This is a genomic window from Mucilaginibacter sp. P4_E8, assembly GCF_056401495.1.
This window is the reverse complement of sequence record NZ_JBFUJG010000098.1, coordinates 1-19,818: the sequence shown is the minus strand read 5'-3', so window position 1 is coordinate 19,818 and position 19,818 is coordinate 1. Positions and strand designations below refer to the sequence as shown.

Annotated in this window: 19 protein-coding genes; 10 read left to right on the top strand and 9 right to left on the bottom strand. The window is 40.6% G+C overall.

The genetic code is table 11. The features are described from left to right. Nucleotides 1-2,290, bottom strand: a 2,290-nt coding sequence (gene lon, locus AC1DRQ_RS23355) for an endopeptidase La (protein WP_477427317.1), incomplete at its 3' end; no start/stop codon positions are given. 400 nt (nt 2,291-2,690) lie between these two features. Here lon and AC1DRQ_RS23350 point away from each other — a divergent pair. Next, nucleotides 2,691-3,299 carry a tetratricopeptide repeat protein gene (locus tag AC1DRQ_RS23350; RefSeq protein ID WP_477427315.1) on the top strand — a complete coding sequence of 203 codons (609 nt, stop codon included), beginning with the start codon at nt 2,691-2,693 and terminating at the stop codon, nt 3,297-3,299. A gap of 27 nt (nt 3,300-3,326) precedes the next feature. Here AC1DRQ_RS23350 and AC1DRQ_RS23345 read toward each other — a convergent pair whose 3' ends face one another. Together AC1DRQ_RS23345 and gpmI are read right to left on the bottom strand one after the other, a co-directional pair. Beyond that, the gene (locus AC1DRQ_RS23345) at nt 3,327-3,902 is read right to left on the bottom strand and encodes a hypothetical protein (RefSeq protein WP_477427313.1); all 576 of its coding nucleotides are present in this window, start codon (nt 3,900-3,902) and stop codon (nt 3,327-3,329) included. Further along, nucleotides 3,889-5,412, bottom strand: a complete 1,524-nt coding sequence (gene gpmI, locus AC1DRQ_RS23340; RefSeq protein WP_477427311.1) for a 2,3-bisphosphoglycerate-independent phosphoglycerate mutase — start codon at nt 5,410-5,412, stop codon at nt 3,889-3,891. The genes AC1DRQ_RS23345 and gpmI overlap by 14 nt, the downstream gene beginning before the upstream one ends. Nucleotides 5,413-5,606: 194 nt before the next feature. On the opposite strand from gpmI, the gene AC1DRQ_RS23335 reads away from it, so the two are divergent. From AC1DRQ_RS23335 to AC1DRQ_RS23315, 5 genes are all read left to right on the top strand, one after another. Continuing rightward, a complete protein-coding gene (locus AC1DRQ_RS23335) occupies nt 5,607-6,002 on the top strand; it encodes a DUF4783 domain-containing protein (protein ID WP_477427309.1) in 396 nt (131 codons plus the stop codon). A 123-nt stretch (nt 6,003-6,125) separates the two neighbouring features. Beyond that, entirely contained in the window at nt 6,126-6,968 is an 843-nt protein-coding gene (nadC, locus tag AC1DRQ_RS23330) for a carboxylating nicotinate-nucleotide diphosphorylase (protein WP_477427307.1), read from the top strand. Nucleotides 6,969-7,107: 139 nt separating this feature from the next. Next, entirely contained in the window at nt 7,108-7,755 is a 648-nt protein-coding gene (gene plsY, locus AC1DRQ_RS23325; RefSeq protein WP_429394642.1) for a glycerol-3-phosphate 1-O-acyltransferase PlsY, read from the top strand. A 5-nt stretch (nt 7,756-7,760) separates the two neighbouring features. Next, on the top strand, nt 7,761-8,561 hold the full coding sequence (locus tag AC1DRQ_RS23320) for a M48 family metallopeptidase (RefSeq protein ID WP_477427305.1): 801 nt from the start codon (nt 7,761-7,763) through the stop codon (nt 8,559-8,561). 95 nt (nt 8,562-8,656) lie between these two features. Then, on the top strand, nt 8,657-9,397 hold the full coding sequence (locus AC1DRQ_RS23315) for a YqjF family protein (protein ID WP_477427303.1): 741 nt from the start codon (nt 8,657-8,659) through the stop codon (nt 9,395-9,397). A 138-nt stretch (nt 9,398-9,535) separates the two neighbouring features. Here AC1DRQ_RS23315 and AC1DRQ_RS23310 read toward each other — a convergent pair whose 3' ends face one another. The 4 genes from AC1DRQ_RS23310 to AC1DRQ_RS23295 all read right to left on the bottom strand — a co-directional run bounded on the left by AC1DRQ_RS23310 (nt 9,536) and on the right by AC1DRQ_RS23295 (nt 15,046). After that, nucleotides 9,536-10,804: an anthranilate synthase component I family protein gene (locus AC1DRQ_RS23310; RefSeq protein WP_477427301.1), complete on the bottom strand. Its 1,269-nt coding sequence runs from the start codon at nt 10,802-10,804 to the stop codon at nt 9,536-9,538. A gap of 93 nt (nt 10,805-10,897) precedes the next feature. After that, entirely contained in the window at nt 10,898-12,175 is a 1,278-nt protein-coding gene (locus tag AC1DRQ_RS23305; RefSeq protein ID WP_477427299.1) for an adenylosuccinate synthase, read from the bottom strand. A 38-nt stretch (nt 12,176-12,213) separates the two neighbouring features. Next, the gene (locus tag AC1DRQ_RS23300) at nt 12,214-12,681 is read right to left on the bottom strand and encodes a Fur family transcriptional regulator (RefSeq protein WP_429394653.1); all 468 of its coding nucleotides are present in this window, start codon (nt 12,679-12,681) and stop codon (nt 12,214-12,216) included. A gap of 142 nt (nt 12,682-12,823) precedes the next feature. Next, the gene (locus AC1DRQ_RS23295) at nt 12,824-15,046 is read right to left on the bottom strand and encodes a RelA/SpoT family protein (RefSeq protein WP_429394655.1); all 2,223 of its coding nucleotides are present in this window, start codon (nt 15,044-15,046) and stop codon (nt 12,824-12,826) included. A 149-nt stretch (nt 15,047-15,195) separates the two neighbouring features. Here AC1DRQ_RS23295 and AC1DRQ_RS23290 point away from each other — a divergent pair, with 149 nt between their 5' ends. From AC1DRQ_RS23290 to bshB1, 3 genes are read left to right on the top strand one after another with little or no spacing between them, the layout of a single operon-like run. After that, nucleotides 15,196-15,771: a DUF4294 domain-containing protein gene (locus AC1DRQ_RS23290; protein WP_429394657.1), complete on the top strand. Its 576-nt coding sequence runs from the start codon at nt 15,196-15,198 to the stop codon at nt 15,769-15,771. A 2-nt stretch (nt 15,772-15,773) separates the two neighbouring features. After that, entirely contained in the window at nt 15,774-16,274 is a 501-nt protein-coding gene (locus AC1DRQ_RS23285; protein WP_477427296.1) for a glutathione peroxidase, read from the top strand. 15 nt (nt 16,275-16,289) lie between these two features. Further along, nucleotides 16,290-17,015 (top strand): bacillithiol biosynthesis deacetylase BshB1, encoded by a 726-nt coding sequence (gene bshB1, locus AC1DRQ_RS23280; RefSeq protein WP_429394661.1) that lies wholly within the window; start codon nt 16,290-16,292, stop codon nt 17,013-17,015. 83 nt (nt 17,016-17,098) lie between these two features. Here bshB1 and AC1DRQ_RS23275 read toward each other — a convergent pair whose 3' ends face one another. Further along, nucleotides 17,099-17,536, bottom strand: a complete 438-nt coding sequence (locus tag AC1DRQ_RS23275) for a hypothetical protein (RefSeq protein ID WP_429394664.1) — start codon at nt 17,534-17,536, stop codon at nt 17,099-17,101. Between the two features lie 236 nt (nt 17,537-17,772). Beyond that, the gene (gene lat / locus AC1DRQ_RS23270; protein ID WP_477427293.1) at nt 17,773-19,104 is read right to left on the bottom strand and encodes an L-lysine 6-transaminase; all 1,332 of its coding nucleotides are present in this window, start codon (nt 19,102-19,104) and stop codon (nt 17,773-17,775) included. Nucleotides 19,105-19,622: 518 nt separating this feature from the next. Here lat and AC1DRQ_RS23265 point away from each other — a divergent pair. Next, nucleotides 19,623-19,818: hypothetical protein (locus AC1DRQ_RS23265; RefSeq protein ID WP_477427291.1), on the top strand; the 196-nt coding region annotated here is incomplete at its 3' end.

The following is a 19,818-nucleotide window of genomic DNA, read 5'->3' as shown; positions in this document are numbered from 1 at the left end:
CTTTAATATTGGCACGTTTGGCAGCCAGTATTTTTTCCTTAATACCACCTACGGCTAAAACACGTCCACGCAGGGTGATCTCGCCGGTCATGGCCAGGTTAGGTTTTACCTTACGCTGGGTAAATGCCGAAACCAGGGCGGTAAGCATGGTTATACCTGCCGATGGGCCATCCTTTGGTGTAGCGCCAGCCGGCACGTGCACGTGTACATCCCACAGGTCAAAAAGTTTTGGATTGATATTAAAGTAATTTGCATGTGCCCGCAGATAAGCCAGGGCAATAGTTACCGATTCCTTCATGACATCGCCAAGGCTGCCGGTTAGGGTTAAGCGGCCTTTACCGGGACTTAAACTCGCCTCAATGAACAGGATATCGCCGCCAACTGATGTCCAGGCTAAACCTGTAACAACACCGGCAACATCATTACCTTCATAAAGGTCTTTATCAAATATGGGGGCGCCTAATATTTTTTCAATCTCTTTTTTATTTACCACAGGATTGTATTCCTCTTCCATGGCAATGTTTTTGGCTACCCCACGAACTACCGAACCTATCTTTTTTTCCAAAGCGCGCACACCCGACTCGCGGGTATAATCAACTATCAGTTTTTCAAGAACATCGGTTTTAAGGCTTACATCTTTTAATTTTAAGCCATGTGCTTCACGCTGTTTTGGTAACAGGTGCTGCTTAGCTATTTCAATTTTTTCTTCGATGGTATAGCCGTTCACTTCAATGATCTCCATCCTGTCTAACAGGGCTGGCTGTATACTGCTTAGTGAATTGGCGGTTGCTATAAACATTACGTTTGACAGGTCGAAATCCATCTCTACATAATGGTCGTAAAAAGTGCTGTTCTGTTCAGGGTCAAGCACCTCCAGCAAAGCCGATGACGGGTCGCCCCTGAAATCGTTGCCCACTTTATCAATTTCATCCAATATAAATACTGGATTGGCAGCGCCGGCCTTTTTTATAGATTGGATGATACGGCCAGGCATAGCGCCTATGTATGTTTTGCGGTGTCCCCGTATTTCTGCCTCATCGCGGATGCCCCCTAAGGCCATACGTACATATTTACGCCCAAGCGCTTTGGCAATTGATTTTCCTAAGGATGTTTTACCAACCCCCGGAGGGCCCACCAAACAAAGTATGGGAGCCTTCATATCATGCTTTAATTTAAGCACGGCCAAATATTCAATAATACGGTGTTTTACTTTATCCAAACCAAAATGGTCTTTATCCAAAACCCTTTGGGCGCGTTTAAGGTCAAAATTATCTTTCGTAAAATCGTTCCAGGGCAGGTCGAGCAGTAATTCAAGGTAATTTATCTGTACCGAATAATCAGCAGCGGCCGGGTTGGTACGTGCCAGTTTTTCGAGCTCTTTGGTAAAGTGATCTTTTACCTCTTTAGCCCATTTCTTTTTTATGGCACGCTGGCGCAGACTATCTATTTCCAGATCGGGCGAGTTTCCACCCAGTTCTTCCTGTATAGTCTTTAGCTGCTGATTTAAGAAATAATCCCTTTGCTGTTTATCCAGATCAACCCTTACTTTGGTTTGAATCTGGTTTTTAAGCTCCAGCATTTGCAGGTCAAGCGTAAGGTGCTCCAGTACCAGGTTGGCTCTTTCTCGCAGGTTGGCTACCTCCAGCAAATGCTGTTTGGCAGTCATATCGGCATTCATGTTTGATGATATAAAATTGATCAAAAACGAAGTGCTTTCAATATTGCGGATAGCTATACCAGCCTCGCTCGGGATATTGGGCGATAATTGTATAATGTTCATGGCCATATCCTTAATGGATGATACCATGGCCTTAAATTCTTTGTCTTCTTTTACCTTTATTTCCTTAAAAGGCTCAACAGTAGCTTTTATGTAGGGTTCGCTTTGAACTTCCTCTTTTAAAACGAAACGTTTTTTACCCTGTATGATAACTGTGGTGTTACCATCGGGCATTTGCAGCATTTTTATAATGAGGGCTATAGTACCAATTTTATTCAATTGGTCAAAGTTCGGGTCTTCAATGCCCACGTCCTGTTGCGAAACTACCCCAATCATGCGATTACCTTTATTGGCATCGCGTATAAGTTTAATTGATTTATCCCTGCCAACAGTTATCGGTATTACTACACCGGGAAACAAAACCGTATTGCGCAATGGCAGTATGGATAGTATCTCAGGCATCTCCTCGTTGTTCATTTCCTCTTCATCTTCAGTCGACATAAGCGGGAAGAACTCGGAATCTTCGTTTATAACCGGTAAAGCATTTTTGAAATCAAATGGATCAAAAGTCATTAATTATATTTTATGTGTAGAAAAAACAGTCATGTTGTCAGCCTGTATAAATACCAGACTGTTAAATACAGGTAAAATTGCGGTTATTACCTAACGCATATTATGTTTCAAGAGCTGTGCCAAGTTATGGTAATAATTGTTAACAAGCAATTTGGCAGTATAATAGTTTGACTATATGCTTATTGCAAATATCAGGTACATTATTAATTAAATGAGAATTTATTGTTAAAGATGAAAAAAAGTCATACTATAGCCGGCTGAAATTTTTTTATGAACAATATTTTTTTATAAATGCATTGTTTGGCATAATAATTTCATGCATTGTAAGTTAAATGGTATACTGTTTTTGTTTCACTACTAAGCACTGATGAAGTTATCGGTCATAATATCCTTTTTGATTATGTCTTCGCTTGAATCGGCATCGGCACAAAGCGCCTATGTTAAATTGGGCCAGCAGGCCTTGATGGATGGTGATTTCAGATCGGCAGTATCACACCTTGAAAAAGCATGTATTACAGATTCAACCAACGCGAATGCTTTGTGGATGCTGGGTTACTCCTATTATCACAGCGATAATTATAAAAAATCAATTGCAGCTTATACCCGTGTTATTGCCATAAAACCAGCTGATGCAACTGCTTATTATTACAGGGCAAGGGCAAAAAGCTATTTAGGCAAGGATAACCAAACCCCTGCCGCAGATAAGGAATTGTACCTGTTAGGTGCCATTGTTGACCTGACCAAAGCCATATCTATCAACAGCGACCCTAATGATAATAAATACTATCAAAACAGAGGTATTGCCTACCGCGATTATGGCATGTTTAAATTGCAAAACAATTCGCATTTTTATGATAGGGCAAGAGGTATAAATTCTTTAAAAGCCTCTATAACCGATCTGGAAAAGGTGTTGAGTGTTAACCCCGGCAGGATGGACATTACCGGCCTGATTGACCAATCAAAAGAAAAATTATTGCAGGCAACCGCCCCAACCGTTGCGCGCCACTGATCACGTTGATCTTATCGATAAAAAAGGCTACTTTTTCGAAGCTTTTAAAACACCCTCAATACGGTAATTATTACGCCCCATCAGCTTAACCTGCTGCCATTTTTCAATCAGGTAAACCGAGTCGGGAAAATAGCTTAGTTTCTCCCTTGTTTCGTACAATAGGTTTTTGGTATGGTTAAAAATGAGTATCCACTTTACCTTGTCTTTGTCCTTGTCTTTTTTGATTACTATCCGTGTAGTTCTCAAATCAGGATATTTGGCTTTGTATATCACCAGGCTATCGGTAACCTGAACATTATAACTGTTTTTCCAGGCAGGCCTGTTAATGTCTGATTGTATGAAAAGATTTAATTCCTGTCCCCAGTTAGTAATATGTACCGTTTTGTTTTCGGTTGTATTGTTATGGTTTACCGTTTTATTAACAGCAGGATCCAATTTTCTGAGCCTTGCCGTGTCTGCTTTAAAATAGCCGCTTATATCAAAATATTTTAATACAGCTCCGCTTTGCTTAATATCCGGCCTGCATGAGGGCAAGCCGGATAAGAGCAATATGCCGCCTAAAAAGGAAGCTGTATGTAATAATTTGAATTTACACCAATACATTACCGGTCATTTCCTGGGGGATAGCCACACCCAGTATAGTTAATATAGTTGGCGCTATATCACCCAGTTTGCCATCATTTACATGCTTAACATCCTTGTCAATAATAATACAAGGCACCAGGTTGGTAGTGTGCGCGGTATTAGGTGAGCCGTCTTCATTGATCATGTAATCGGCATTACCGTGGTCAGCAATAATAATAAAGGAATAGCCATTAGCTAAACCTGCTTCAACCACCGCTTTTGTACAAGCGTCAGCAGTTTCGGCAGCTTTAACAACCGCGCTGAAAACGCCAGTATGGCCTACCATATCGGTATTGGCAAAGTTAAGACAAATAAAATCGGGCCAGCCGTTTTCCAGTTCAGGGATAATAGCATCACGGATGCCTGCCGCACTCATCTCGGGTTGCAGATCATAGGTGGCCACCTTTGGCGATGGTACCAGCAAACGTTTTTCGTTATCAAATTCCTTTTCCCTGCCGCCCGAAAAGAAGAAGGTTACGTGTGGATATTTTTCGGTTTCGGCAATTCTTATTTGTGTTTTACCGGCATCCTGCAAAATCTCGCCCAGGGTTTTGGTCAGATCCTCCTTGTTAAATACCACCTGCACATTTTTAAACGTTTCATCATACGGGGTCATGGTGATGTAACGGATATCAAGCGGATGAAGATTATACTCGGGAAATGATTTTTGCGTTAAGGCAATACTGATCTCGCGACCCCTGTCTGTACGGAAATTAAAGCAGATCACTACATCGCCGTTTTTAATAACAGCCAATGGTTTACCGTTTGAATCAACCTTTACCAATGGTTTTATAAACTCATCGGTTACACCATCATCATATGATTTTTTAATAGAATCGGTAATATGCTGGGTGGCTTCACCCTCGCCGTTAACCATCAGGTCATAAGCCAGTTTAACTCTTTCCCAGCGGTTATCGCGGTCCATAGCATAATATCTGCCTATAGCTGATGCAACTTTTACATCAGAACCTTCAATATATTCTTCCAGATCGGCAACAAAACCAAGGCCTGATCTGGGGTCAGTATCGCGGCCATCCAAAAAGGCATGGATAAAAACATTTTTTACATTTGATTGCTTTGCAGCATCGCATAAACCTTTTACATGCCTGATGTGGGAGTGAACCCCACCGTCAGATACAAGGCCAATAAAGTGTACATCGCGATTGTTTTGCCTGGCATATTCAAATGCATCTTTAAGAACCGGGATGGTTGGCAGTTCATTATCGTCAACAGCTTTATGTATACGGCCCAATTCCTGGTAAACCACACGTCCGGCGCCCAGGTTCATGTGCCCAACTTCTGAGTTTCCCATTTGTCCGGCAGGTAAGCCTACCGCGGTTCCTGAGGCCTCTAATTTTGAGTTTGGATATTGCTCCAGCAAGCTATCAACAAATGGTGTGTTTGCTGCAAGTATAGCGTTCGACTGATCATTACGGCCGTAGCCCCAACCATCAAGAATAATTAATGCGAGTTTTTTTTTATTTTCCACATCGCAAATATAAATGCAACGCCTTACTTTATATTATAATTTTTTTAATTTAGGTGAACCTGCTGCCTTATTCATTGTTTGAATAATAATTAGATATAAAAACAGTTATTATCCTTGTTAAAGAATCAATAACCCCATTGGTCACTTTATAATAGTCAGTGTAACTTAAAATTCTTTTATTACGTAATTATAATATGAAGCTAATTTACCTGCCATCGTTTATTATTTTATTGCTTTTACCCCGTATAGCCCCGGCCGATCCGATTGATAATGTGGCCAATTTTATAAAGCAGGGCAATACAAAAGAGTTAGCCAGGTTATTTGCCAATAATATTGAAATAGCCATTATGGACGATGAAAATATTTATTCGCGGGCCCAGGCTACACTCATTCTGGATAAGTTTTTTTCAAAGAATAAACCCAAAGGCATTAAATTGTTACATAAGGTAAATTCAAGCGCAAATTACCGGTTCGGGGTATTTATTTTAACTACCGATACCGGATTGTACCGTGTAGCCTTTACCCTTAAAGATACTGACGGTAAAATGACCATTATTGAACTGCGTATTGAAAATGAAAAAGTTAAATAGATGTGCGGATATGTACATCTATGTTCAACCTGCACATTAATTCTCATTAGCCCATCATCTGAAATCTGTATATCCGCACATCCAAAAAATGTTGTTACTTTTGGGGCTTAAAAAGTAACACACTTGAATAAGGAACTTATACATCATTTTATAATTGAAGCTTTAAAGGAAGATGTTGGTGATGGTGACCATACCTCATTATCAACCATTCCTGCTGATACTACGGGTAAAGCAAAGCTTTTGGTAAAGGACGAAGGCATACTGGCCGGTGTTGAACTGGCTGTTGAGATTTTTAATATAGTTGATGCCGGACTTAAGCTTGATATATTTTTAAATGACGGCGCGGTTGTAAAACCTAAAGATGTAGCTTTTGAGGTTGAGGGTAATGCTCAAAGCATTTTGAAAGCCGAGCGTTTAGTATTGAATTGTATGCAGCGTATGTCTGGAATTGCTACAAAAACCCGCGAAATAGTTGATCTTTTAAAAGGAACCAATACCCAGGTTTTAGATACCCGTAAAACAACCCCGGGTTTACGTTACCTTGAAAAATGGGCCGTAAGAATTGGCGGGGGCGTAAATCACCGCTTTGGTTTGTATGATATGATACTGATCAAAGATAACCATGTTGATTATGCCGGCGGTATAAGGGAGGCCATTGAGCGTGCAAATCAATACCTTACCGATAATAACAAAAAACTTGCTATTGAAATTGAAGTAAGGAACCTGGAAGAACTTGACCAGGTTTTGCAAACGGGCCATGTAAACCGTATATTGTTGGATAACTTTAATTTTGCCGAACTAAGGGCGGCGGTTAATATTATTCAGGGCCGGTTTATTACGGAGGCGTCTGGCGGTATAACTATTGATAATATACGTGAGTATGCCGATTGCGGGGTTGATTATATATCAGTTGGCGCGTTAACGCATTCAGTGAAAAGTTTGGATTTAAGCCTTAAAGCTATTTAGTTTTTATACCTGATTTAGGATAAGCTTAATCTGATTTAAAAATTTTGAATTTAGATATTTGAATTTAGAATTTAACGCATGGCGTATAAATGATGATTAAAACTTTAGTACCACATCAATTTTGTAATATTGCAGGGAAATGATAACCGTTTATTCAGTTTCAGCACTCATACTGGCCTATCTCTGCGGGTCTATACCTACGGCCGTTTGGATAGGTTTAGCCTTTTACAATATTGATGTAAGAGAGTACGGCAGCGGTAACGCCGGTGCAACCAACACTTTTAGGGTATTGGGTAAAAAGGCCGGTATCCCTGTAATGCTGCTTGATATTTTAAAGGGCTGGACAGCCACCAATCTTGCTTATTTTATAGGTGTATCAACCACAGGAGCATATAATTCAACCGCTTACACTAATTATGCGCTTGCTTTAGGCGTAGCAGCCGTAATGGGCCATTTGTTCCCGATTTTTGCAGGTTTTAGAGGTGGTAAAGGTGTTGCCACTTTATTTGGAATGATTTTAGCTATTCATTTACATGCCGCTTTATTATGCGTTGTGGTATTTGTAGTGGTGCTTTTGGCTACAAGATATGTATCGCTCAGCTCAATTGCAGCTGCCTTTACTTATCCCATAGGGGTCTCGTTTATTTTCCCCACGTCAATTAGGTCAGTTGTTATTTATGGCATGTGTATATGCCTGCTCATACTGGTAACGCACCAAAAAAATATCGAACGCTTACTAAAAGGCAAAGAATCAAAAGTTAATTTTTTTAAGAAAAAAACTGCCTGACCACTATGAAAAAATTCAGACCTGCCCTTGCATTGATCTTCATCACCGCATTGTACTCCTGCTCAACAGTTCCGTTAACCGGCCGCCGGCAATTAAGCCTGGTGGGTGATGCCGAAGTAAATCAATCAGCCGCGGCAAGCTACAAGCAATTATTAACCGATCCTAAAACAAAGGTTATAAGCAGCGGCACCGATGCCCAGCGTGTTAAAAGAATTGGTACCAACCTTTCTATTGCCATTGAGCGCTATTTAAAGGACAATGGTTATGGCGATCAATACAATTTTCAATGGGAGTTTAACCTGATACAAAGCAACGAAATTAATGCATGGTGCATGCCCGGTGGTAAAGTAGCCGTGTATACAGGTTTATTGCCTGTGGCCAATACTGATGCTTACCTTGCAGTTGTTATGKGGCACGAAATTGGGCACGCTATAGCAAGGCACTCTGCCGAGCGCATATCAAAACAAATGGTTGTAGAAGGCGTAGGTACGGGCGTAGGCGCGGCTACAAATACGCAATCAGCCGGTACACAAACTGTAATAAACCAGCTTTATGGCGTTGGCGGACAATTGTTATTGTTAAAGTACTCACGTGATCAGGAATCAGAAGCCGACCGTTTAGGTTTAACCTTTATGGCCATGGCTGGTTATGATCCGAACAACGCTGTAGGCTTTTGGCAGCGTATGGCGGCACAAAACAAAGGAGGAGCCCCGCCTGAGCTTTTAAGCACGCACCCCGCCGATGCTACCCGTATCCAGAATATCCAGAACCGGATTCCTGAGGCAATGAAATATTACAAAAAATAGGATGGTGAATGGTGAGTAGCGGGTTGTATCGAAATTCAGATCAATAAAGCCCTATTCACCATTCACTACGCTCTATTCACTGCTTACTATTCCCTATGGCCAAACGTCAGTTTTTAAAAGCACAGTGGAAAAACCTTGTCATGCTCAATTACGAGGTTGACCCGCGGGTATTGGATAGTTATTTGCCGCCTGGTACCGTGCTCGATCTGTGGCAGGGTAAGGCCCTGGTAAGTATGGTGGGGTTTTTATTTGCCGATACCAAAGTATTAGGCATTAAATGGCCATGGCACGTGAATTTTGAGGAGGTTAACCTGCGTTTTTACGTAAAACATTTTAATGGTACCGAATGGAAAAGGGGGGCTGTTTTTATAAGCGAAATTGTGCCCAAAAGCATGATTGCGCTTATTGCCAATAATTTGTATAAAGAACATTACCGTGCACTACCTATGCGCAGCGCAATAACGGGTACATCTGATAACCATACCCAATTTTTGTATGAGTGGAAGTTTAACGGCAAATGGAACAAGCTGGGCGCTACCGCAAGTAATCAGTTATTGGATATTGAGCCCGGCAGCCCCGAAGAGTTTATTTTTGATCATTACTGGGGCTACAACAAGTTAAGCAGCCTTACCACTATGGAATATCAGGTTGAACATATTGCATGGCAAACTGGCGCGGTTAAAGACTATATTTTTGATGCTGATATTGCCGGATTGTACGGCGAAGCCTTTAAACCTTATCTGGAACGTAAACCCGTTTCAGCATTTTTTGCTGTGGGCTCAGATATTAAAGTAAGGATGGGGGATAAGATAGTGACTGATGCAAAAACGAGTTGATATTAACTAAGGGCAAGTGTTCATATGTACACCCGTGAACGCTCATGAACACTAATATATTATTGATAATCAATTACTTATATATTTAACCCTACTGACAAAGCACTGTCACCACTTTCAATTTATTAAGAATACTGCTTACTTTTGCCCGCCCAAAACTTCTAATACCGCCTGTGCCTTGAGCAGGCATTCTTCGTATTCCTGTTGGGCATTGGCGTGGTAGGTTATAGCGCTGCCCGCGTGAAAGGATAGGTATTGCCGGGCAGAATTATATAGCAGGGTACGGATTACCACATTAAAATCAAAATCATTATCTGGACTTAAATAGCCTACCGCGCCGGAGTATACACCACGTTTGCTGCGTTCGTATTGCTCCATTAGCTGCATAGAACTGATCTTGGGCGCGCCGGTCATGCTGCCCATGGGGAAGGTGTTTTTGATAGCCTGTATAGCCGATAGCCCGTCCTGCGACTCACATACCACGGTTGATATCATTTGGTGTACATATTGAAAGCTGTGGATACCAAAAAGCTCTTCGGTTTCAACGGTGCCTTGTTTGGCTGAGCGGGTAAGATCGTTCCGTACCAGATCAACGATCATTACATTTTCCTGCAGCTCCTTAGGGTGATTGCGCAATTGCTGTTTTACCAGTTCATCAGCCTGCGTATCCACCTCCCTTTTAGCGGTGCCTTTAATTGGTTGTGATATTAACTTGCTGCCGCGTTTGGCCAGGAAGCGCTCGGGCGATGCACCCAGTATATAGTTATCCTTCCATTTAAAAAAAGTACTGAACGGGTTGGGAGAAACTTTGTTGAGCTGTGTAAATATAGCCAACGGATTGATCCGCGCATGTTCGGCAAAAAACTCCTGACAAAAGTTAGTCACATATATATCACCGCGGTTAATATGTTCCTGGATGCCCGTTACCGCGTCAATATATTCCTGCCTGCTAAAGCGGGCTTGTAAACCAATGGCTGGTTGTACGCTGTAATCTGTCAGCTTTTGTTGATCAATACTATCGAAAACCTGCTGTGAATTATCCGAAATGATCTCTGCTTTATCCCCGGTAATTACAATAAGGTGCTGTGGTGCAAAAAAATAAAGATCAGGAAATTGCAGGCCATCAGCATTTGAGGATGATAGCTGTTCTATCTCATTCTTCAGATCATAACCAAAAAAACCAGTTATCCAGCCTGGATTATTCTGACGAAAAGTTTCTAACTGATCAAAGGCATTGCCTGCTGATGCTGTTACCTCATCTCTGACGCCTATGGCTATCAGCGTATCAAATTTACCATATGAGTCGTTAAAACTGTTGGAATCGAGGTAGCAAACCGCATCAAAAGATGAGGCCCATTGCAGGGCTTTTTGTTTAAATAGGAGCAGATCATTAACCGGTACAATCACAATGCAAAAATAAATCAACTAAAGTAAAAGGCCGCATTATGCGGCCTTTTAAATAATATTATGGTCGCCCATGAAACACAGGCAACAGGGATATTAATGCAATACCAGCGTTTGTTTCCTATCGGGCCCTACTGAAAGGTATTTTACAGGAACACCAAGCTCGGCCTCTAAATAATCAATGTATGATTGCAGCTTAGCCGGGATCTCAGACAGTTCGGTAATACCGGTCAGGTCTTCGTTCCAGCCGTCAATTTCTTTCAAAATTGGTTCAGGGCTTACAGAGCAAATGTCATAAGGCATGTAATCAATTTTTTCGCCCAGGTAGTTGTAATGAGTGCAAGCGTATATTTTATCAAAACCGCTTAATACATCAGCCTTGGTCATTACCAATTGGGTAACACCATTAAGCATAATAGCGTATTTTAAAGCCGGCAGATCAATCCATCCGGTACGGCGGGGCCTTCCGGTGGTTGCGCCAAACTCATGGCCTATACGGCGCAGTTCTTCGCCAGTTTCGTCTTCCAGTTCGGTAGGGAAGGGGCCACCACCAACGCGTGTGCAATAGGCTTTAAAAATACCTATTACATCGCCAATTTGCTGTGGCGCTATACCTAAACCTGTACAGGCACCGGCAGCGGTAGTGTTTGATGAGGTAACAAAAGGGTATGATCCAAAATCAATATCGAGCATGGCGCCTTGCGCACCTTCGGCCAATACTTTTTTGCCTTTTTTAATATAGTCGTTCACCAAATGTTCAGAATCAACCAGCGGGAATTTTTTAATAAATTCAATAGCTTCAAAAAAAGCAGCTTCGCGCTCAGAAAAATCTGCAACCTCACCGTACATAGCCTGTAGCATTGATGTATGCTTATCAACCAGTTTCTGGTAACGTTCTTTAAAATCGGGCAGGGTAATATCGCCGATGCGTAAACCATTACGGCCGGTTTTATCCATGTAAGTTGGGCCAATACCTTTTAGGGTTGATCCAATTTTACCTTCGCCCATTTTTTTCTCAGATGCGGCATCCAGTAATTGGTGGGTAGGTAATATCAGGTGCGCTTTTTTAGCTATCAGCAAATTCTTTTTAGCTAAAAGGTCATGCCCGGCATCTTTCAATTTATCTATTTCCTTTTTAAGGGTAATAGGGTCAATCACCACACCATTACCAATAAGGTTCATGGTATTTTCAAAAAATATACCCGAAGGGATGGTATTTAATACAAATTTCTTACCGTCAAACTCCAAAGTATGCCCGGCATTTGGGCCTCCCTGAAAGCGTGCTATCAGGTCATAACCTGCACTAAGCACATCAACAATTTTTCCTTTACCTTCATCGCCCCATTGGAGGCCTAATAATACGTCAACAGCCATTTATGTAAATTCAGAGTATAATATTAAGGGTGGCAAAGTTAAATTTTTCTGTCACAATAACCCTCTCTTAATTTGTTGCAATTGCCGTAAAGATTTAAGGAGTGGTGTTTTATTTCAAATTTTAATAATTCGCCCATCATGCTTTGTATCTGCTGTATGCGCGGGTCGCAAAATTCAACCACCTTGCCGCAGTCGATGCAAATAATATGATCATGCTGTTTATAGCCGTACGATTTTTCGAACTGGGCCATATTTTTACCAAACTGGTGTTTGGTCACCAGATCGCATGATACCAGTAGCTCAAGCGTATTGTAAACAGTAGCACGGCTTACACGGTATTTTTTATTTTTCATGTGGATGTATAATGATTCCACATCAAAATGATCAGTGCGCGAATAAATTTCTTCGAGTATAGCAAAACGCTCGGGCGTTTTGCGCAGGTTCTTGTTTTCAAGGTAGGCCTCGAAAATTTTTTTCACCAGCGCTATGGTATCCTGTTGAGGCATAATAGTCTATTAAGGGGACAAAGTTATTAATAAAAGATAGAATCAGGAAATGAGAATCAAGAGACAGGAGGTAATAGCCAAAAAATGTTTTTATGCTGATTATTAACGTCTTGTTTCCTGGCTCTTACTTCTTGTCTCTTTTTCAGGAAGCCTTCTCAATTACCGAATCGAAGCGGTTAACAGCTGTGATGCCCTTAACCAGTTTTAAGTTTTTTATCAGGTTATCCAGGTGCTCGGTATCATTTACATAAACCATTAATGAGCCTTCAAAAATACCGTTATCACTATCTACTGTAATGGAGCGTATATTCACTTTAAAATCCTGCGATATTACTGTAGTAAGCTTATTGATCAGGCCCACATCATCAATACCGGTAATTCTTAAACCTGTTAAAAAGGCAAGTTCCTGTTGGTTGGTCCACCGGGCTTTTACAATACGATAGCCGTAATTGGCCATTAGCTTGGCTGCATTAGGACAGTTGGTGCGGTGAATTTTAATACCATCGCTCACGGTAACAAAACCAAATACATCATCACCGGGAATAGGGTTACAGCAATTGGCCAGTTTATAGTCAATTTTTTGCATATCCTCGCCAATGAGCAGCATATCGCTGTCTTTGGTTTTAATATTACGCAGCAAACTATGTACCTGTTCCTGCTCTATTTTATCCTGAGGTTTGTTTTCAACTATTTTTTCTGAGGCCTGGTAATCCTTCAGGTCCTTCATATCAATAATGCCTTTGGCAATATTATAAAAAAGGTCCTGGGTTGATCCCAATTTGAAAAAATAGCTCAGTTTATGTATGTTTTCGGAGTTATACGTGATCTTGAGCGATTTGAGCTTGCGTTCCAGTATCTCCTTGCCATCTTCGGCAATTTTCCGTCTCTCTTCTTTTAACGCCGATTTTATTTTAGCCTTAGCTTTTGCTGTAACCACAAAGTTAAGCCAGTCTTCCTTGGGCGTTTGCTTGCCCGAAGTAATGATCTCTACCTGGTCGCCATTTTGCAGTTTATAACTTAGCGGTACCAGCTTGTGGTTTACCTTGGCGCCAATACAACTGGCACCTACATCGGTATGTATTTCAAAAGCAAAGTCGAGCGCGGTAGCGTTCAAGGGTAGCTGTATGAGCGCGCCTTTTGGTGTAAAAATGAATATCTCATCGCTGAAAAGGTTCATCTTAAAATCATCCAGGAAATCGAGCGCGTTCGAGTCAGGATTTTTGAGCATATCCCTCACCTTTTGTACCCATTGGTCAAGCCCGCTATCGGTTGATGATTCTTTATATTTCCAGTGCGCGGCAAAACCTTTTTCGGCAATCTCGTTCATTCGTTTGGTGCGGATCTGTACTTCAACCCATTGCCCGCGCGGTCCCATTACGGTAGTATGTAATGATTCGTACCCATTGGCTTTGGGCGATGATATCCAGTCGCGTAACCTGTCGGGGTTAGGGCGGTAAAGGTCGGTAACTATGGAGTAGGCTTTCCAGCAATCGGCTTTTTCATGCTCAGGGGCGCTATCCAGAATTATCCTGATAGCAAAAAGATCATATACCTCTTCAAACGGGATAGACTTTTTCTTCATCTTGTTCCAGATGGAGTGTATAGATTTTGGCCTGCCAAACAGATCGGCATCCAAATCCTGGGCATTGAGCACTTTTTTTACCGGTTCAATAAAATCACGGATAAACTTTTCGCGCTCGGCCTTTTTCTCATTCAGCTTGTTTTTAATAAACTGATAGGTTTCCCTTTCCATGTATTTCATGGACAGGTCTTCCAGTTCAGATTTAATGGTGTATAAACCCAGCCTGTGCGCCAGTGGTGCATACAGGTAAACCGTTTCTGACGATAGCTTAAGCTGCTTATCACGCGGCATAAACTCCATGGTGCGCATATTATGCAGGCGGTCGGCCAGTTTAATCAATATCACCCGCACATCATCGGCAAGGGTGAGCAGCATTTTACGGAAATTCTCGGCTTGTAATGAGCTGTTGGTATCAAATACGCCCGATATTTTGGTTAAACCATCAATGATCTTGGCTACTTTTTTGCCAAATTCCATCTCAATATCATCCAGCGTCATGTTGGTATCTTCAACCACATCATGCAACAGGGCACACACTATAGAGGTGGTACCCAGGCCAATTTCTTCGGCAGCTATCTGGGCAACTGCAATAGGGTGATATATATAGGGTTCACCGCTTTTACGGCGCATATCTTTATGGCTTTCAAGGGCCATATCAAATGCCTTTCGTATCATTCGTTTATCGCCCTTTTGCATGGTTGATTTACAAGCACGCAATAAAGCACGATATCTTTTTAATATCTCATTTTTTTCCGCTTCCAGGTCAATCACTAACTCTTTCATATGTTGATATTGATGGTATTAATTGATAAACTTGTAATAATAATTTATTATTACAGATTATATTAAATACCACAAAAAATTGCTTTAATTTTGTATTAAGTAAAATTATGAAATTTATTGGTTTTCTGTTGTTGTTTTGTTGTAGTATAATGGGCACGCTAAAAGCCCAAACAGATAAACCTGCGCCTGTAAGTATAGGCAAAAATGATACCATCAAATTAGCCATGACCGATTTGGATGGTGAATTGGTGCCATGGATAGTTACACCCGAAGTAAAAATTGTTGATACACGTATATTTGCCAGCGAGGCTGATCGTATAGCTTACCTCAGGCTAAGGTATAATGTGTTCAAAGTGTTGCCCTACGCACGATTTGCAAGCCAACGTTACCGCCAGTTGCAACGCGACCTGGCACTCACAGGTGATAGACACAAGCAGAAGGAGTTGGTGAAAACCTGTGAAGCTGAAATAAAAACATTGTTTAACAAGGAAATAAAAAATCTGACAATTAGTCAGGGTGAGGTGCTGATTAAACTGATTGACCGCGAAACCGGAACTACCAGCTATACTATGGTTAAAGAACTGAAAGGTGGTTTTAAAGCGTTTATGTTTCAATCAGTGGCCAGTATATTTGGCCATAACCTAAAAGAAACCTACGACCCTGAGGAACAGAAAGATATCGAGGCCATCCTTAAACAGGCCGGATATAATTCCACTAACAATTAATAATGGATAACAATAGTATCTACAGGTTTAATGTTCAAACATTAAACGGTGAAGAGATCAACCTATCTGCCTATAACGATAAAGTACTGTTAATAGTTAATACCGCCTCCCAGTGCGGGTTTACTCCTCAGCTCAAAGATTTAGCCACATTAAAGGAGCAATTTATAGATAAAGACTTTGAAATACTGGCTTTTCCTTCAAATGATTTTGGCGGTCAGGAACCTTTGGAGGGAGCTGCTATTGCCACTTTTTGCGAAGATGCAGGCGCTAATTATCCTGTATTTGACAAGATAAGGGTACGTGGCCCTTACGCACACCCTTTGTATAAGTTTTTTGCCGATAAAAAAGATAATGGCCGTCTTAAGTCGATTCCAAGATGGAATTTTCATAAATTTTTGATTGACAGGGCCGGCCATGTAACTGATTTTTATTATCCTTTTACCAAGCCTACTTCTTCAAAGATCAGGAAAAAGATTGAACGCCTTTTGTTGGCCGCTCATTAAATTCAAAACACATTTATGCTTAAATTAGATATATTAGTTTTATCGGTACATCCCGATGATGCCGAACTTGGGTGTTCAGGCACTATTTTAAAACACATAGCACTGGGCAAAAAGGTAGGGATTGTTGACCTTACCCGCGGCGAATTAGGAACACGAGGCTCGGCCGAGATACGTGAACAGGAAGCAGCGGCTTCGGCTAAAATATTGGGATTGACTGTGAGGGAAAACCTGGGCCTGCCCGATGCTTTTTTTGAAAACACCAAAGAGTACCAGTTAAAAGTAATAGCAGCCATACGCAAATATCAGCCTGCAATTGTAATAACCAATGCATACCATGACAGGCACCCTGATCATGGACGGGCCAATGAACTGGTAGATGCATCCGCTTTTTTATCGGGCTTGCGTAAAATTGAAACATGGGGCGATGATGGTGCGCTTCAGGACGCATGGCGCCCTGATCATGTTTTTCATTTTATACAAGACAACTATATCAGGCCTGATATTTTAATTGATGTTACCGACTACTGGGATAAAAAGGTAGAAAGCATTCACGCTTTTGGTTCGCAATTTTATAACCCGGATTGGGAAGGCGAACCGCAAACTTATATTTCATCGCCAGAGTTTATTAATATAATAGCCGCCCGTGCCAGCGAGTTTGGGAAAAGCATACAAGTGAAATATGCTGAGGGCTTTACCAGTCGTAAAATTTTAGGCGTAGATAATTTATTTAATTTAAAATAATATATAATTTAACTTTTAATAAATAAGCCGTGGTGTTATTATAACACCACGGCTTATTTATATTATATGCAAGTAAATTAATATCAGGCTTTTATATATTCAAAGCGGTTATTTTCATTGCTTCTTTCTCTTCTTAATTTATTTTCGTTTGCAAGCTTTAATAGTATGCCCGAAAGTTCAGAGGTTTTAAAATCAGAGTCAAACTGTTCTTTACAATAGTTGGCAATTGATGATATAGAACGTGAAACATCAAAGAAATCAGTCCCTAATAGTTGATTAAGTATTTTAGTAGCCCCAGGTTTTTTACGGCCCGGCGTCGCGAAGTTTTCATCGTCTGAGCGCATTCTACGCCCTTTTTTGCTGAATATTTCAGATCCATCGGCGTCCACCTTTTCCGATTCTATCATAACATCTAACAATCGATCAATAATCCGAACCTGTACAGCTTCTGATTGGAACGAATTAACAACTTCGGCTACTTCAACAAGTTGCTTTTTTAATTTCTCTATGTGTTTGCTCATGGCGTTAAAAAAAGAATTGATTTATACTTTAATAGGGATAGTACAAATCTAACAGGAATAATAATTAAAAATATAGCCTATTTTGGTTAAAAAATAGTATATATTAATATTTTATCCCTTTTAGTACCCCAAAAGTACTACTTCGTATTAGCCTGAGCCTGTTTGAGCGTATATTAAATATTAAAACTTCGCTTTGATACCGTGCTTGATTTGCTTATAACGATATTATTTCGTTATTATAAAGTGCGTGATATTTTTTCGAGCATGTCAAGTCCACAGTTAATGTGGTCTTTTTCAATGATTAGCGCGGGTCTGAAACGCACACTTTTATCGCCGCAACCCAGGTACATAATATTATTATCAAAACCTTGTTTAATAAACTCGTCCCGCTTGTTTTTATCCGGAAAGTCAAATGCGGTAAGCAAGCCTTTGCCACGCACATTACTGATCATTGAGTTTCTGGAGGCAATATCGCTTAACTGGTTTTGAAGATACTCACCCATTTGGGCAGCATTTTCGCACAGGTTATCTTCCTCAATAATTTCCATGATCTTTGATGATCTAACCATATCAACCAGGCTGCCACCCCAGGTTGAGTTAATGCGCGATGATATTCTGAAAACGTTATTCTCTATTTCGTCAACACGGTTGCTGGCCAGTATACCGCATACCTGCATCTTTTTACCAAATGCTAAAATATCCGGACGGGCCTTTTCGCCAAAATGTTCATGGCACCAGAATTTGCCGGTAAGACCAACGCCTGTTTGCACCTCATCATATATGAGCATGGCCTCATATTCATCAGCAAGCTCCCTTAATTTTTCCAAAAACTCTTTACGCACATGGTTATCACCACCTTCTGACTGTACAGGCTCAATAATAATGGCGCATATATCATCTTTATTTTCGGCAAAAGCGGTCCTGATCTGCGATATGGAAAATTGTTCCCTTTTTACCAGGTCGTCATGATTGCTATCGCTGTATGGGAAATTTATTTGAGGTGTTGATACGCGCGGCCAATCAAACTTAGCAAACCATTTTGTTTTATTGGGCAGGGTATTGGTTAGGCTTAATGTATAGCCCGACCGGCCATGAAAAGCATGTTCAAAATGCAATACTTTAAATCCTTTTTCCTTAGTATAGCCTTTGGCGAAGTTTTTCTGTACTTTCCAATCCATAGAAACTTTTAGCGCGTTTTCAATGGCCAATGAGCCGCCTGCTATAAAAAAAGCATGAGGCAGATAATCGGGTATGCCCACCCGCGAAAATGTTTCTACAAATTGCGCGTACTGGGTAGTGTAAATATCTGAGTTTGATGGATTGGTTAACGCGGCCAGCATCAGGTTTTTCTTAAACTCTTCGTCGTTTACCATTTTAGGGTGGTTATAGCCTAATGGCACCGAAGCAAAGCAAGTGAAAAAATCAAGAAGTGTCCGCTTATATTTAGCATCGTAAATATAAACACCCTTACTTTTTTCCATATCAAAAGTTAGATCAAAGCCATCAGCAAGCACATGCTTCTGTAACGAAGCCTGCACATTTTCGGGAGAAACAAGTAGGTTGTACATATCAATTTGGTTTATACAAATCTACTAAAAAGGGCTTAAAAATAAAATTTAGGCGGTTTTTGAACCGATTGAAGAAAAAGTAACTTTAAATTGTTTAAAGTTACTTTTTGTACCAAAGCTAAAAATAGTATAGGCAGGAATGTGCAAGCTTTAGATGTGCCGATATGAAAATGATGAAGAAAATACTCTTATTTTGAACCCAAATCAAAAACTAATTATTTCTTTCTGCATGTTATAAAAAATCCTTTCCGGTAGTCAAATCAGGTTCTGCAAATCGATAAGAATCTGAATTACTAAAGCTGTTTTACCGGGAAATTTGCAACCAAACAAAAAACCGGATTTTACATAACAAAAACTGAAGAACGTGTAAACAATTAATTTTTACAAGTGTTTAAAGATCAGAAGGTTCTCCGTTATTTTATTCAATTATCACCTGATACTCCCATTCGTTCAGCTGTTTTAATACGCTGGGTTTGAATAATATATATAACTAATGTGTGGCAATTAAATTTATTAACATGAAAACGGGAAAATTAGTAATCTTAATGATTGGCATGGTGGTATCAGGAATAGTAAGTGTAAATGCGCAAAGCAAAAAAGAACGAATTGAGCTGTTAACACGGAAGACGGATAGTCTTGAAAAAGTACTATCTGTTAAAAATGAAAGCTTAGTTCAATTGCAGGTAAAATTAGCAAGGATGGAAGGTACAGCGG